We start from the raw sequence: 15235 nt of genomic DNA, 5'->3' as shown, positions 1-15235 counted from the left end.
TCAGCCGCCGGGCGCGTTCTTCATCGCCGCGCCGCTCGCGGGCTGGCAGCGATAGACGAGGCGCTCGTTGGGGCTGGCGGGAAGCGCGCTGCGGATCGCGTCCTGCTGCGCCGCGAGGCCGGCGAGCTCGTCGGGGTTTGCGGTGCAGCTTTTGAGCACGACGCCAGCGCGCGTTTCGCGCGCCTTCGTCATCGTCTCGGCATCGAGCAGATAGCGTTCGACGCGATAGTCGCGTCCCGCCGCGTCGATCGACGCAACGGTCACCGTCGGCTCGTCATTGGGGACAAGGATGCGCTGCCAGCGGTCGTCGGCACCGCGCGTATATTGGGTGCGGCCGTTGACGCAGCCATCCTTGCCGATGCTGATCGGCACATCGGTCGTTGCCGACACGGTGATGCGGCTGCGATCGGGGCGGATCGTGCAGAGCAGATTCCCCGCCGCGAGCTTTGGCTCGGCGGCAGTCGGCGCCGGGGCGCTGTCGGCGGCGATTTCGGCGCGTGCGTCGGGGCGCGTGACGAACAGCACTGCCGCGCCGATCATCAGCGCCGCGCCCGCCCCGCCGGCGATCTTGGCGTTGCGCATATTTTGCTGGCTGTAGAAGAGCAGCCCTGCGCCCGCGGCGAGCGCGCCGATGACGAAGAACACGCCCGCGAGCGCGATGCGGTTCTCGCGCGCTGCCAGCGCTTCCTCTTCGGCGCGCGCCTGTTTGAGGTCGCGGTCGAGCTCTGCCGCCGCGTTTTTCGCGGCGTTCGCCTCGGCGCTCGCGCGCGCTTCGGCGTCCATCGCGGCGCGATCGCGCGCGTCGGCCTCGGCCAGCGACAGGCAGGGGGTGCCGACGCTGGCATATTGCTGGTTCGCATCGGCCAGGAACCGGGTGAGTTCGCGCGCCGAAATCGCAAAGGCAAAGGGCGAATCGCCATCGTCGGCGCGCGTGATCGCGGTGTTGATCCCGGCGATGCGGCCGCACGCATCGATCAGCGGCCCGCCCGAATTGCCGCGCGAAATCTTGGCGGTGTGGATTTGCATCGCGACGCCATCGACGCTTTGCGTGTTCGACAGATTGCCCTCGCTGCGGGTCGGCGTGCGCGGGGTGATATAGTCGTTGGCACTGCGCGCGGTCGCGAGGTCGACGTTGCCCGGATAGCCCAATGCGACGACATCGGCGCCCGATTCGAGCGGCCCGGTGTAAACCGCGGCGGCGGGCAGCCGCGCCTCGGTAATTTCGAGCAGCGCTAGGTCGCGCGCCTTGTCGATCGCGATCAGCTTTGCCGCAAAGCTCTTTTGCCCCTCCGACGGGACGACGCCGAGCGCGACATTGTTCGGATATTGCACCGCCGATTCGACGACATGCGCGTTGGTGACGATGCGCGTCGGCGAGATCGCGATGCCGCTGCCATGGCCGAAACCGACCACTTCGCCATCGACCATCGCCACCGTGACGACGCGCACCACGCTGCGCGACGCGGCGCTGATGTCGTCGGCGGCGCGCGCGGGCAGGGTTAGGGCGAACAGGGCGAGCAGCAGCGCGAGGAGGCGGGTCATGGCGCGCACCCTAGCCGCGCCAACTTTGAACGCAAGCATCGGGACGCACCGGGCGGCGCAGGGTGGCAAGACGACCGCAGCCAAAGTGAAAGGAATGATCCGATGACCTATATGATCGAAGGGCTCGCCCCCGACCGTTTTGCCCCGTTGTTCGCGATGGACGATGCGGGGCTGGCGGCGATCAACGCGCGCCGCGTTACCGCCACCGCCGATATGGGATTTCCCTGTCGGATCAGCCTGGAGGATGCGCGCGTCGGGGAGGAGCTGATCCTGCTCCACCATGTCAGCCACGACGTCGAAACGCCGTATCGCAGCGCTTATGCGATCTATGTGCGGTCGGGGGTCGACGCGGCCCGCTATCGCGACGAACTGCCGCCAGTATTTGCCGGGCGGCCGATCGCGCTGCGCGCCTTCGATGCCGCGGGCATGCTGCAAACCGCAAGGCTCGCGGCGCCGGGTGAGGCCGATGGTGCGATCCGCGACCTGTTCGCCGATGCCGGCATCGCCTATATCGACGCGCACAACGCCGCGCATGGCTGTTTCGCGGCGCGGATCGAAAAGGACGGGGTATGAGCGCCGCCGACACCATGACCGACGATGCGCGCTGGGCGGCGGTGCTGCGCCGCGACCGCGCGCTCGACGGGCGCTTCGTCACCGGTGTGCTCACCACCGGCATCTATTGCCGTCCGAGCTGCGCGGCGCGGCATCCCTTGCGCGAAAATGTCCGCTTTTTCGCCGACGGCGCAGCGGCGCGTGCGACCGGGCTGCGTCCCTGCAAGCGCTGCCTGCCCGACGATGTCGCGCGCGACGAGGGCGCGGTGCTCGCGGCGATCCACGCGATCAAGGCGAGCGAGGAGCCGCTCGCACTCGCCGACCTCGCCGCGCGCACGGGCTATTCGCCGACGCATTTCCAGCGCGTCTTCACCCGCCATACCGGGCTGTCGCCCGCCGCCTATGCGCGGGCATTGCGCGACGAGCGCGCGCGGCAGGCGCTGAGCGAGGGCGGACGGGTCACCGACGCGATTTACGACGCGGGCTTTTCGGGGCCGTCGCGGTTCTATGACAATATGGAAGGACGCATGGGGATGACGGCTTCGGCATGGGTGAACGGCGGCAGGGGGGTGACGATCCACTGGGCGGTGGTGGCGACCAGCCTCGGCGACATGCTCGTCGCTGCGACAGACAAGGGGGTGTGCCGCCTGTCGTTCGCCGAGGGGCGCGAGGCGCTGGAGGAGCGCTTTCCCGCCGCCGATCTGGTCGAGGGCGGCACCGAATTCGCTGCGCTGCTGAAACAGGTGGTCGCCGCGGTCGAAGCCCCCACCGACGGTTTTGACCATATCCCGATCGACGTGAAAGGGACGGCATTTCAGGAAGCGGTGTGGCGCGAACTGCGCCGGATCCCGGCGGGCGAAACGCGCAGCTATGCCGATATCGCTGCCGCGGTCGGCAAGCCCAAGGCGGTGCGCGCCGCGGGCAGCGCCAATGGCGCGAACAATGTCGCGGTGTTGATCCCGTGCCACCGGGTGGTGCGCAGCGACGGGACGCTCGGCGGCTATGCCTATGGCCTGCCGATCAAGGATGAACTGCTCCGCCGCGAAGGCGCGCCGGGGCAGGCACGGCTCGATGAATTTTGAGGCGGCGGCGATGACCAGCAAGGAAGCGGCGGTAGCGGTGTGGCGCGCACTGGGCAGCGGTGATGCCGACCGGATCAGGTCGGTGCTGGCCGACGATGTCGAATGGCGCGCGCCGCCCGAAAACGCCACCGCGGTGGCCTTGGGCGTGACGCATCATATGATCGGCGCGGAGGCGATCGTCCGCTTCATTCTCGACGATTATCCGCGGCTGTTCCCGAACGGCATGGAGATCGAGCCGATCTCGGTTACTGCGGAGGGCGAGCGCGTCATATTCGAGCAACGCCACAGTGCGACGCTGGCCAACGGCCGCGCCTATGCGCTCGATTATGTGTTCATTTTCGAGATGGCCGGATCGCGCGTTCGTCGCATTCGCGAATATATGGACGCCCGAAGTGGCTATCATCAGATTTTCGGCGCGGCGACGCCCCGCCGAATCGCCTAGCGGACATTCAAGGGAGTAAGATGATGAGCGACAAGATTAGCGATTTTGCGGCCCTGCATGTTCCGGGCGACCCGCTGATCCTGGTCAATATCTGGGATGCCGGAAGCGCGAAGGCGGTCGCCGCGGCGGGCGCGAAGGCGATCGCGACGGGCAGCTTCGGCGTCGCGGGCGCGCAGGGGCGTGCCGATGGCGAGGATTTTCCGCTCGAAGATGTGTTCGAAAATCTCGCGCGTATCCTGGCGGTGACCGACCTGCCGGTGACGATCGATATGGAATCGGGTTATGGCGCCGATCCCGCGGCGGTCGGGGTCTCGGTCGCGCGCGCGCGCGCTGCCGGGGCCGCGGGGATCAATATGGAGGACCGGATGCCCGGGCAAACCGCGCTGCTGCCGGTTGCCGAGGCAGCGGCGCGGTACCGCGCGGCCGCCTACACCGGCATCTTCGTCAACGCGCGCTGCGACACCTTCCGCGGCGCCGATATTGCGAAGGATGGCGATGCGCTGGTCGCCGCAACGCTCGAACGCGCGCGTGCTTATGCCGATGCGGGCGCGGGGTCGCTGTTTGTGCCTTTCCTGCTCGACCCCGAATGCATCGGCGCGATCTGCGACGCCTCGCCGCTGCCGGTGAATATATTGCGCGGCAAGGGCGGGCCGACGCACAAGGAACTGGCGAACCTCGGCGTCGCGCGGATCAGCCACGGGCACCAGCCCTGGGCGGCGGCGATGGCGTGGCTGACCGGGCAGGCGGCGCAGGTACTGGGCGGCGCCGAACCCGATTATTGAACGGAGATCAGCCCTCGCCGTCGTCGTCTTCCGCTTCGGGCGCGGCGGCGGCGCCGCGATCGCGCATCGTTTCGATCCGCTTCAGCAGTGCGTCGCCGCGGCCATTGTCGTGCGGATCGAACGCGACGGTCTTGGCGAGGTTGATCGCGGGTTCGAAGCGCCCCAGATGCGCCAGCGAGACGGCGTAGGCGCTGCGAAGATTGAGGTTTTCAGGCGTCAGCGCAAAGGCACGCTCCAGCCCCTTGATCGCCATGTCGCTTGGGCGCGTCCGTTCGGTCAGAAAGCTCTGAAAATAGGCGTGGAGCGGGATCGGGTCGTTGGGGTCGGCGCGGTTCGCGATCTGGATCGGGCGCCGCGCGGCTTTCCACGCCGCCGGATCGGTCTCGCCCTTTTGGCGTAGCTGGTGGAGCTGGAGCTGCCCCAGCAGGACGTTGCCGCGCACATGCTCGGGCCTGGCTGCCAGCAGCTTGTCCAACGCGGCGCGCATCGCGGTCAGGTCGCGGGTGGCGGGCGCAATATCCCATTCGGCGGCGGCCAGTTCATACTGGAGATCGGGGTTCGCCGGCAGTTTTGCGGCGAGCGCCCGCAGGTCGTCGCGGACCTTGGTCAGACGGGCCTGATCGGCGCGCGCATTCATCCGTTCGATGCGCAACATCATCACCGCATCCTCGTCCGCCGACAGCGGGGTGATCTTGATCGCGGTCGATACCGGCACGGGATCGCGCGTCGTGCGATAGGACAGCCGCCCCTCGACATAGCGGTTGAGATCCTTGTCGAGCTGCGCGAGGTCGCCGAACGCGTCGGTCGCCGCCTTGCGCGCTTCGGTCCCGGCGTTGATCGCGTTGGTGTAGGCGTTGATCTGGTTGGCGCGCGCCGGGTCGTGAAACAGCATGTGGGTGAGCAGCCACGACCGGCCATAATAGACGTCGGTCTGGCCGCGGCTGCGCATCGCGCTGGGCGGTTCGAACAGAACGCGCTCGGCGGGCATCTTGGGCAGCATCAACAGGCCATACGCACGGCGATGGGCGGGCTGGCCGACCATCGCCCGCCCCTCTTTGTCGAAATCGACCGTCGAATAATATTCGGCAAAGCCCTCGATGAACCAGCCGGGAAAGGCGACGCGCAAATGCCGTTTCATGAAATGATGGCTATATTCGTGGAACAGCACCTGCTGCGCCGGCGACGTGCCGGGCAGGGTGCCGTCGTTCTGCCGGTGCGACAGGGCGAAACTGCCATCACGGTCCTGCCGGTAGAAACCCGAAACGGGGGCGCTGCGCGATCCGGTCGCGAGCCGGGCGACATCGTCGCGGCCGGGCAGCAGATAGATGGGCAGGCGGCTTTCCTCGCCCTTTGCCGCGACGTTGAACACGACGCGCAGCGTGGTGTCGAAGCGCTGCAGATTGGCGGCGAATTCGCGCAGCTGCTTTTCGTTGCTCTCGCTGTAGATGATGAAGCTCTCGGTATCGGCGCGCAGCCATTTGGCGTGCGCCGGGGTGGCGATGACGGCCAAAATGGCCGCGACCATCGTCACGCGAATCCTGATCATGCTGCTGCTCCCGACTGGCATCCGCGGCGGTGCTGCCAGTCGCGGCAGCGGCTGTAAAGTCCTCTAGGTGCTCGCAAATTCAGCGCCGGTCTTTGCCGTCGCGGGCGTCCTTCATCTTCTTGTAGATCTCGGCCATCTTGGCGCGCGCTTCGTCCAGATTTTTGGCGTCGATCGCCGCGATGACGGCCTGCAACGGATTTTCCTCGTCGCTGCTGTGCGACCCGAAAGCGATCGGCGCCAGCACGCTGCGCGCCAGATCGCCCTTCTTCTCGTCGATCAGCTGGCGTCCCAGCAGCAGGCGATAGGTGGGATCATAGGAGGCATAGGGAAACACTTCCTCCAGCGCGATGATCGCCGGTTCGGGAACCGCTTCGCCCGCGTCATAGAAGGACTGGTAATAGGCGATGGCGGGACGCGGATCCTTGGGGTCGATCCGCCGCGCCTTGACCAGATGCGGCCGCGCCGCAGCATAGGCCACCTTGTCCTTTTCGCCGCGGCCCATCGCCACCATCGCTTTCCAATAATGCGCCAGCGGCGAACTCGCGTCGACGGCGATCGCGCGATCGGCGGCGGCGTCGGCGGCGTCGAAATTCTGGGCGTCGATTTCGGCTTCGGCCAGCGCCAGCTGGGCGAACAGGCTGTCGGGATAGGGCGCCGCCTTGCTGCGCAGGTCGCTCGCGACATCCTTCGCCTGCGACCGCGTCACCCCGCGGACCGACCGCATATGCGCCTGCATCACGGCCTCTTCGGCGGCGCTCATCCGGCGCATCGTGACGACCGGTTCGGCATAATTGGCGGGCTTGATGTCATAACCGAGGAACGGACCGCTTTTGTACCGGCGCACCTCGCGTTGCAGCGCGTCGAGGTCGCCGAACGCATTTTTGGCGGCGGCGAGCGAATCCTCACCCCGATTGACCGCCGTCAGATAGGTCTGGATCTGGCCTTTGCGCGCCGGGTGGAAATTGAGATAATGCGCAAGCAGCCAGCCAAAGCTGTACGACTGATAATATTCCAGCCCGTTAAGCTTGACCTTGGTGTCGAGCAGGCGCGTCAGCTTGGTGTCCGACAGCTGTTTGAGCATCTCGCCGCGATGCTGCGGCACGTCGCCGACGTGAAAGCTGCCGTCGGGATTGAAGCGGATCGTGCTGTACAGTTCCGCGAACCCTTCGGTGTACCAATGCGGATAGGCGGTGCTGAAATTGCTCAGCATGAAATGATGGGTATATTCGTGGAACAGCGTCGACCGGATGTCGAGCTGCGGCCCGCTGGTGTCGATGCCGCGCGACAAGGAGCGTTTCTCGCGCGCCGGAACGAACGAGGTCGGATTGCCCGCGCGGCCGAAATAGATGCCGCCAATCCCGGCACCCGATGCGTTGAGGATATAGCCGAGCCGGTCGGTGTCGCCGGTGCGATAGACTTTCAGGCGGTTGGCGTCGCCGACATCGGGGCCGGGGACGGGCATGTTCTGCATCGTGCGCAGCGCATTGTCGAAGCGTTCAAGGTCGCGTGCGAACGCTTCGGCATCTTCGCGCTTGGATTCGGAATAGATGATGAAATGGCTGGTGCGCGCTTCCCACCATTCGGCGCGCGCCGTCGTGGCGGTCGCCGCCAGGGTCAGGGTCATGATCGTGCAGACGATCCGCGCGGCAATTTTCAACATCACAGTCCCGTTCCCCTTTCCCCGTCGATCGATCCCCTGGCCGATCGCGGTTCGTTCAATCTTCGGCGGCGCCTGCATCGGCAGCGGTCACCGCGCTATCTTTGCCGCGATCGCGCATGGCCTCGATCTGGTCGAGCAGATTCTGTCCATTGCCACGATCGTGCGGGTCGAACGCGATCGTTTTGGCGAGGTTCGCCGCCGCGTCGATTTTGCCCGCGTTGGCAAGGGCAAAGGCATGGTTCATGCGAATGGTGACATTTTCCGGTTCCAGCGAAAAGGCCTGTGCCAGCCCCTGCAACGCGATCGCGGGCGGTCGCTGTCCCTGATCGACATAGGATTGGAAAAATTCGAACAGCGGCAGCGGGTCGTCGGGGTTGGTCCGGTTGGCGAGCGCAATCGGTTTGCGCACGGCGCGCCAGGCCGCATCGCTATAATCGCCCTTCGCGTCCACCTCCTTCGCCAGCAGCCGCCCGAGCAGGACGTTGGCGCGGACATGGTCGGCCTTTAGCGCCAGGGCTTTGTCGACCGCCGCGCGGGCCGCGGCCAGGTCGCGCTGATCGTCGTCCTTGTCCCATTCGCTGGCCGCCAGTTCGAACCAGACCCCGGCGTCGCCGGGATGCTGTGTCGCCAGTTTCTGCAGGTCGGCGGTGATCTTGGTCAGGCGCTCCTGATCGCCGCCCGCGCTCAGCCGTGCCAGCCGCAGCGGCAGCAGTGCGTCTTCGGCCGCGGACAAGGGGGTGATGCTGATCTCGCCTTCGACGACCATCGCCTTGTGGAGCAGCGTGTAGTTCAGGCGGCGATTGAGATAGGCGTTGAGGTCCTTGTCGAGCTTCGCAAGATCGCCAAACGCCGCCGCCGCGGCCTTGGCCGGATCGTCGCCGCGATTGATCGCCTGCATATAGGTCAGCAATTGCCCGGAGCGCGCCGGTTCCGAATACAGCATGTGGGTGAGCAGCCAGGCGCGGCCATAATAGGCGTCCTGCTGCGCCGCCGTCTTCATCGCAGTCGGCCGTTCGGACAGCAGCCGTTCGGCGGGAATTTTCGGCAGCGCGAGCAGGCCATAGGCGCGGCTGTACACCGGCATGCCGACCGCGGGGCGGCCGTCCTTTTCGAAATCGACGGTGGACAGATATTCGGCGAAACCCTCGATAAACCAGGCCGGAAACGCCACCGGCATATATCGTTTCATGAAATGATGGCTGTATTCGTGAAACAATATCTGCTGCGACGCCGGGGTGCCGCGCCCAGTGCTGCCGTCATCCTCGCGGTTCGACACCGCGAAGCTGCCGTCGGTGGTCACGCTGTAGAATCCGGCAGTTCCCGGCCCCAGCCGCCCGCCCGACAGCCGGTTGACGTCGGCCGCCTCGCGCAACAGGTAAATGGTCAGCCGATTGGGTTCGAACCCGCCGGGAACATTGAAGCGGTGGCGCAGCGTCGCGTCGAACAGCTGGAGATTTTCGGCAAAGCGGCGCAGCGATTTTTCGTCGCCTTCGCTGTAGATGATGAAATTATTGGTGTCGGCGCGCAGCCAGCGCGCGGCTGCGGGCTGCGCCGCGCAGCAACAGATCAACGCAATGGCGGCGCACCACCGCTTCATCATGCCATTTGTCATGCGATCCCCCCGGATTTTCGTTACCCGCCATGCTGCCAAGCCGGTCGCCGACTGTAAAGCCTTGTGCGGTCAGACGAAACTATAGGGGTCGATGTCGATCGCGAGCCGCGCCTTGGACGGCCAGTCGATGCTGTTCACCCAGTCGCGGATCGTGCCTTGCAGGTCGAAACTGCGCGGAGCGTGGAGCAAGAGGCGGAAGCGGTGGCGGCCGCGCAGCATCGCGAGCGGGGCGGGGGCGGGGCCATAGACGGCGAGGCCTTCGGCGACCGGCGCCTTGTCGCCGAGCCGCTTGGCGACGCCGCGCGCGACCTCGAGCTCTTCGGACGAAATGACGAGCGCGGCGAAGCGGCCATAGGGCGGCGCTCCCGCCTGTTTGCGCGCCGCGGCTTCGGCGGAATAGAAACCGTCGCGGTCGTTGGCGACGAGCGCGGCCATCACCGGCGCGTCGGGGACGCGGGTCTGGATCAGCACCTCGCCGGGCTTCACCCCGCGCCCCGCGCGCCCCGCGACCTGCGCGATCTGCTGAAAGGTGCGCTCGGACGCACGCAAATCGCCGCCATCGAGCCCGAGGTCGGCATCGACGACGCCGACAAGCGTGAGGTTTGGGAAATGATAGCCCTTGGTGACGAGCTGGGTACCGATGATGATGTCGACCAGCCCGCCCTCGACATTGTCGACGAACTCGGCGGCTTTCGCGGGCGACCAGAGGGTGTCGCTGGTGACGATGGCGGTACGGGCTTCGGGAAAGCGCAGCGCGATCTCGTCGGCGACGCGCTCGACGCCGGGGCCGCAGGCGACCAGGCTGTCCTCATCCTCGCATTCGGGGCAGAGCGGCGGCGGCGGCATCACATGGCCGCAATGGTGGCAGGCGAGCCGGTGGACGAGGCGGTGCTCGACCATCCACGCGGTGCAATTGGGGCACTGGATGCGATGGCCGCAGGTGCGGCAGAGGGTCAGCGGCGCGAAGCCGCGACGGTTGAGGAACAGCAGGCTTTGCTCGCCCTTGGCCAAGCGGTCGGCGAGCGCGTCGACGAGCGGCGGGGCGAGCCAGCGGCCGCGGTCGGGCGGGTCTTGCCGCATGTCGATTGCCGCGAGGTCGGGCAGGGTGGCGCCGCCGAAGCGCGCGGGCAGCTGGATATGGCGGTACCGCCCCGCCTCGACCATCGCGAGGCTTTCGAGCGCCGGCGTCGCGCTGGCGAGGATGACCGGCAGCCCCTCGAAATGCCCGCGCATGACCGCGACGTCGCGGGCGTGATAATGGACGCCGTCCTCCTGCTTAAAGCTCGTCTCGTGCGCCTCGTCGACGACGATGACGCCGAGCCGGGCATAAGGCAGGAACAGCGCCGAGCGCGCACCGACGACGATCCTTGCCTCACCGCTGGCGATCGCGTGCCAGGCACGGCGGCGCTCGGTGGAGCGCAGCCCCGAGTGCCACGCCACCGGCTCGCAGCCGAAGCGCGCGGCAAAACGCGTCAGCATCGGTTCGGTGAGCGCGATTTCGGGGAGCAGGACGAGCGCTTGCTTGCCCGCGTCGATCGCGGCGGCGATCGCCTCCATATAGACTTCGGTCTTGCCCGACCCGGTGACCCCGTCGAGCAGCAAGGTTTCAAACTTCGCGGCGGTGACCGCGTCACGGAGCTGCGCGGCGGCGGCGGCCTGTTCGTTCGACAGGTCGGGCGGCGCGAAGGCGGGATCGGGTTCGGGGTAAGGCGCGTCGGCCGACACGGTGACCGCTTCGAGCGCGCCGGTGTTGACGAGGCCGCGGATCACCGCCTCGCTGACCTCGGCGAGCGCGGCGAGTTCGCGCACCATGCCTTGCCGGTCGCCGATCTTTTCGATGGCGACGGTGCGCTGCGGGGTCATGCGGGCGGGCAATTCGCCGGTGGCGCGATATTCGACGATAGGGCGCTTGGCGTCGGCAAAGGCGACCCCGGGCAGCACCATGCGCAGCACCGATCCCGGGGGGCTGAGATAATAGTCGCTGGTCCATTCGACCAGACGGCGCAGCGGCGCGGCGATCGGGGGAACGGCGACGACCTCGTAAAGATTGCGCAGGCGATTGTCGCCGACCGCCTCGGGCGCGCCAAAGCTTTCGTCCTCCCACACCACCCCGCCCATCCGCCGCGGCCCCAGCGGGGCGATGACGACGCTGCCGAGCGGCGCTTCGCTGCCCTGCGGCACGCGATAGTCGAGCGGGCCGAGGGCGGCGGTGAGGAGGAGGACGCGGGCGCGGGTCATGGGTTGGGGAGGATATAGGGCGGCGGGTAAAATAGGAAAGCGCGGAGGTTCGCGATGGCCGCTAGCGACCGAAACTAGCCGTCGCCCCAGCGCAGGCGGGGGCCGCTGTCGGTTTACCCAGCGACGCAGGGATAGGCAGCTAGCGGCCCCCGCCTTCGCGGGGGCGACGGTCAGTCGGAACGTCCGCTTCCCACCCCAAAGCAGACGCTTGTTTGTCGTTATGCCGAAGCCAGCGCCGCCGTCTTCACCACCCGCTTCGCGGGCTTCGGTCGCCGGAACCAGAAGGTCCACACCGTCAGACTGCCGAGCAACGCCAGCACAATCCCCGATACGGTCATCAAGAGACGATAGGGCAGTCCGCCGACCTTCGCCGCGTGCAGGGGATACGCCATGTTGAACGCCTGCGCCCCGGCGGGCATCGCCAGCGCATCGCGCGACCCGAGCAATTTGCCCGTTTCGGCATCGAACCACAGGGTCGAGCGCCCGTTCGGTAGCCATTCGGCCGACTGTTTCATCCGCAGGCTGATCGGGTCGCCGGGTTTGCGGGGCAGGCTGAGGATACGGAATTCGGCATCCGGAAAGCGCGCCCGTGCGCTGGTCAGCATCGCGGTCCAGTCGGGATCGGCGGCCAGCGGGCCGCTCTTGTATTTCGGCGGCTCGAGCGCTTTCGCGGTTTCTGCGACCGGGCCGAACGGCGCGACCACGCCCATCGCAAAGGGGCGAAAGATCATCATCGTCCCGGTGACCACCGACAGCAGCAGCAATGGCGCGACGACGACGCCCAGATCGCGGTGCTGCGTGACGATCGCCGGGCGGGTCATCCGTTTCGGCCACAGCCGCAGCTTGAACGTCTTGCGGGTGCGCCACCACAGGATCGCCCCCGAGATGACGAAGAACAATCCGGCAAGCCCCGCGATCCCGATCACCCATTCGCCCGCGTCGCCAGTGAACAGATGGTGGTGGAAATCGAACAGCCAGATTTCGGGGCGCTCCCACTGGCTGGCCCAGCGCGCCACGACCTCGCCCGACTGGCTGGCATAGAGTCCGGCGCCCTCGTCGAAGCGCAGCTGGTGCAGGCCGAGGCGCTGGCTGGCATAGATGATTCCCTGCGGATCGCCGGGCATCGCCATCAGTTTCTCGGTCGTCGCCGCGACCGTCGCGAGGTCGGTGACCTGCGCGTCGCGCGCGTGCGGCAGGCCGATCCACTCTTCCTTATGGACCAGGATCGCCCCCGACAGGCCGAGCAGCGCGAGGACGAGGCCGATCAGCCCCCCGGTCCAGCGGTGCAGCGTGTCGAGCAGCTTCATCATCAGAACCGGTAATCCCACCCCAGCGTGAAGGTCCGCCCGCGCCCGGCGAAATAGGACAGCTGGTCGGTCGGCAGCCGCGTGTCGCTCGAATAGTCGATATATTGCTTGTTGAAGAGATTTTGTACCGACAGGCTGATCCCGCCGATGCCGGTCTGGTAACGGACATTGGCGTCGGTCAGCGTGTAGCCGCCGAAATCATTGTCGCTAAGCTTCAGCGGGCGCAGCGGGTTGGCATCGTCGGCGGCGCGCGCCTTGCTGTCGAAGCGGCGCTTGAAATAGACCTGCGTCTGGATGCGCGCCGAAAACGGGCCGCTGGCATAGCTGGCCGCGAGGTTTAGGCGGTCGGGCGAGATGTTCGACCCGTCGAGATCGCTGTCGACGATGCCGTCGGGCACCGCGTCGCTGTCGAACCGGCCGATCAGATGCGCATAGCCGATGTTGAGCTTGAGCCCGTCGATCGGGGTCTGGACGCCGAGATTGAGTTCCAGCCCCTGGATCTCGACGCGCAGCCGCTGGACGTCGAAAATGCGGTCGGGCCGCGCAATCAGCAACTGCCCCTTGTCGCTCGACGACCAGAAATAGGAGGCGCTGGCGTCGAGCGGGCCGCGCTTGACCTCGAACCCGATCTCGCGGTTGTTCGAAACGACCGGCGAGATGTCGAGAAAATTGTCGATGTCGACCCCGGCGGTGCCGATCGACCGGGTGATGCGGCCGACATCGGGAACCGTGAAACCCTCGGCATAGCTCGCATAGGCGCGGATGCCGTCGATCGGTTCGATGATGATGCCGCCGTTGATCAGTATGTCGTCAAAGGTCGGCGACCCGCCCGCGACCGACACCCCGCCGCGTGGCGTCGTCGTCGTCGCCAGCGTCGTGTAATCGTCGATCTTGATCTTCACATTTTCATATCGAGCGCCGCCCGCGACGCGGATCAGCCCGTCGAACAATTTGAGGTTCGCCTGCGCAAAGGGCGCGAGGCTGCGGAAATCGGTCGGCGGAACCCAGGTGCGCCCCGTCGCGATGAGTCGCTGTTCGGTGGTGTCCCACAGCGCGTCGAAACCCAGCGTCAGCGTCAGATCTTCGAATCCGGGAATGCCGCGCTCATAGCTCAGCTTGCCGCCGAACTTGCGGCTGCGGTTCTGCGACTGGTCGAACAAGGTGCCGATCGGCGCGATGCGGACGTCCTGAAAGGTCGCCTGCGTCGCGACTTCGCCGCCGAAGGTGTCGCGGCTGCGGTTGAAAAAGATCTGGCTGACGAAATTGCCACCGCCAAGGTCGCTGTCGGTCAGGCTCAGGGCAATGCTTTCGGTGCGGTTCTGCGCCGACTTGCCCGGCGGGTTGCCGCGCACCGCGCTGGTGGGCAGGCCGAGCGCGCGGTTGCCGGGGGTCGCGACATAATCGCCGTCGCCCTTCAATTCGAAGCGGCTGGCGATCAGGTCGATCCGCGCGCTGGGCGACAGTTCATAGCCAAAGCGCCCGAACAGCGAGAGCGCCTTGGAATCCTGCGTTTCGCCCTGCGTCAGGTTGAGCCCGATCGGACGGCCCTTGGCGTCCGAGAATACGCCGCGGATTTCATAGGCGGCGCCGACGGTGGCGTCGAACGCGCCCGCCTTGTACTGGATCAGCCCCGCGAGCTTGCCGCCCATTCCGGCCTTGGAAAAATCATTGTCGGCGGTGCCCTGCACCAGCGCGCGGCCCGACAGGCCTTCTTCGCTCGGCGCGCCGACGGTGACCTGGTTGACGATACCGCCGGTGCCGCCGATCCCCTGCAACGCGTTCGAGCCATAGATCAGCTCGACCCGATCGACGAAAAAGCCGTCGATGGTAAAACCATCGCGGCTGCCGTCGCGGAGCGGGGTCGATTGCGGGATGCCGTTGATCGCATAGAGCGGCGAACGGCCGCGCAGCGTCTCGCCGGCGCCCGACAGTTTCTGGCGCGTCGGCGAAAAGCTGGGGGTCAGGTTGGCGACCGCGTCGGTGACCGATCCCGACATCGCGATCTGCTGGTCGAGCGCTTCCTTGTCGATCACGTCGATGGTCAGCGGCAGCGCGCTCGGCGGCAGGATGGTGCGGGCGGCGGTGACGATAATCGTGTCGTCGCTGGTGGCGGCGTCGGCGGCCTCCTCCGCCAGCGCCGGGGCAGTCAGCGCGGTGGAAGCCAATGCAGCGACGAGCAATTTGCGAATCATTCTTAACTCCTGTTTGGAGCGCCGCTAATGCGAAGGATTTGCAGATGCAAGACTATTCTCGGCTCTGTTCCGTAGATGAAGCGCAAAGGCGTTTCGTTTCCGGTCGATGATCCTCCCTGTGGCGCAGCCATGGGGAGGTGGCAGCGTGAAGCGCTGACGGAGGGGCAATGGCGCCAACGTCGCGGCCCCTCCACCCCTTGCTTCGCAAGCGTTCCCCCTCCCCACCGCTTCGCGGCAGAGAGGATCGGGCAAGTTCGCCGCGTACCCTCAATTACGCATC

General features: G+C 66.7%; 11 protein-coding genes. 4 read left to right on the top strand and 7 right to left on the bottom strand.

Going from position 1 to position 15235, the window contains the following annotated elements; all coding sequences use genetic code 11:
• Nucleotides 1-1542 (bottom strand): S1C family serine protease, encoded by a 1542-nt coding sequence (locus SPYCW_RS14345; RefSeq protein WP_120217352.1) that lies wholly within the window; start codon nt 1540-1542, stop codon nt 1-3.
• Nucleotides 1543-1644: 102 nt separating this feature from the next.
• Between SPYCW_RS14345 and SPYCW_RS14340 the strand changes: the two genes are divergently transcribed.
• The 4 genes from SPYCW_RS14340 to SPYCW_RS14325 are packed head-to-tail and all read left to right on the top strand — an operon-like array spanning nt 1645 to nt 4400.
• Nucleotides 1645-2115 (top strand): DUF1203 domain-containing protein, encoded by a 471-nt coding sequence (locus SPYCW_RS14340; RefSeq protein WP_120217351.1) that lies wholly within the window; start codon nt 1645-1647, stop codon nt 2113-2115.
• Nucleotides 2112-3176: a bifunctional DNA-binding transcriptional regulator/O6-methylguanine-DNA methyltransferase Ada gene (gene ada, locus SPYCW_RS14335; RefSeq protein WP_120217350.1), complete on the top strand. Its 1065-nt coding sequence runs from the start codon at nt 2112-2114 to the stop codon at nt 3174-3176. The genes SPYCW_RS14340 and ada overlap by 4 nt, the downstream gene beginning before the upstream one ends.
• Nucleotides 3166-3618 carry a nuclear transport factor 2 family protein gene (locus SPYCW_RS14330; protein ID WP_172595507.1) on the top strand — a complete coding sequence of 151 codons (453 nt, stop codon included), beginning with the start codon at nt 3166-3168 and terminating at the stop codon, nt 3616-3618. The genes ada and SPYCW_RS14330 overlap by 11 nt, the downstream gene beginning before the upstream one ends.
• Before the next feature lie 23 nt (nt 3619-3641).
• Nucleotides 3642-4400 (top strand): isocitrate lyase/PEP mutase family protein, encoded by a 759-nt coding sequence (locus tag SPYCW_RS14325; RefSeq protein ID WP_232014725.1) that lies wholly within the window; start codon nt 3642-3644, stop codon nt 4398-4400.
• Between the two features lie 7 nt (nt 4401-4407).
• On the opposite strand, the gene SPYCW_RS14320 is transcribed toward SPYCW_RS14325, so the two are convergent.
• The 6 genes from SPYCW_RS14320 to SPYCW_RS14295 all read right to left on the bottom strand — a co-directional run bounded on the left by SPYCW_RS14320 (nt 4408) and on the right by SPYCW_RS14295 (nt 14955).
• On the bottom strand, nt 4408-5946 hold the full coding sequence (locus SPYCW_RS14320) for a hypothetical protein (RefSeq protein WP_145985994.1): 1539 nt from the start codon (nt 5944-5946) through the stop codon (nt 4408-4410).
• A gap of 79 nt (nt 5947-6025) precedes the next feature.
• Nucleotides 6026-7606 (bottom strand): hypothetical protein, encoded by a 1581-nt coding sequence (locus tag SPYCW_RS14315; RefSeq protein WP_145985993.1) that lies wholly within the window; start codon nt 7604-7606, stop codon nt 6026-6028.
• Nucleotides 7607-7661: 55 nt separating this feature from the next.
• Entirely contained in the window at nt 7662-9218 is a 1557-nt protein-coding gene (locus tag SPYCW_RS14310; protein WP_120217345.1) for a hypothetical protein, read from the bottom strand.
• 69 nt (nt 9219-9287) lie between these two features.
• Entirely contained in the window at nt 9288-11456 is a 2169-nt protein-coding gene (locus SPYCW_RS14305; protein WP_120217344.1) for a primosomal protein N', read from the bottom strand.
• Between the two features lie 218 nt (nt 11457-11674).
• Nucleotides 11675-12763 carry a PepSY-associated TM helix domain-containing protein gene (locus tag SPYCW_RS14300; RefSeq protein WP_120218327.1) on the bottom strand — a complete coding sequence of 363 codons (1089 nt, stop codon included), beginning with the start codon at nt 12761-12763 and terminating at the stop codon, nt 11675-11677.
• 2 nt (nt 12764-12765) lie between these two features.
• A complete protein-coding gene (locus tag SPYCW_RS14295; protein ID WP_120217343.1) occupies nt 12766-14955 on the bottom strand; it encodes a TonB-dependent receptor in 2190 nt (729 codons plus the stop codon).
• Between the last annotated feature and the right edge of the window lie 280 nt (nt 14956-15235).

The organism is Sphingopyxis sp. EG6 (assembly GCF_003609815.1).
Lineage (GTDB): Bacteria > Pseudomonadota > Alphaproteobacteria > Sphingomonadales > Sphingomonadaceae > Sphingopyxis.
Note: the sequence above shows the minus strand (reverse complement) of the source record. Positions and strands in the feature narration are given on the sequence as shown.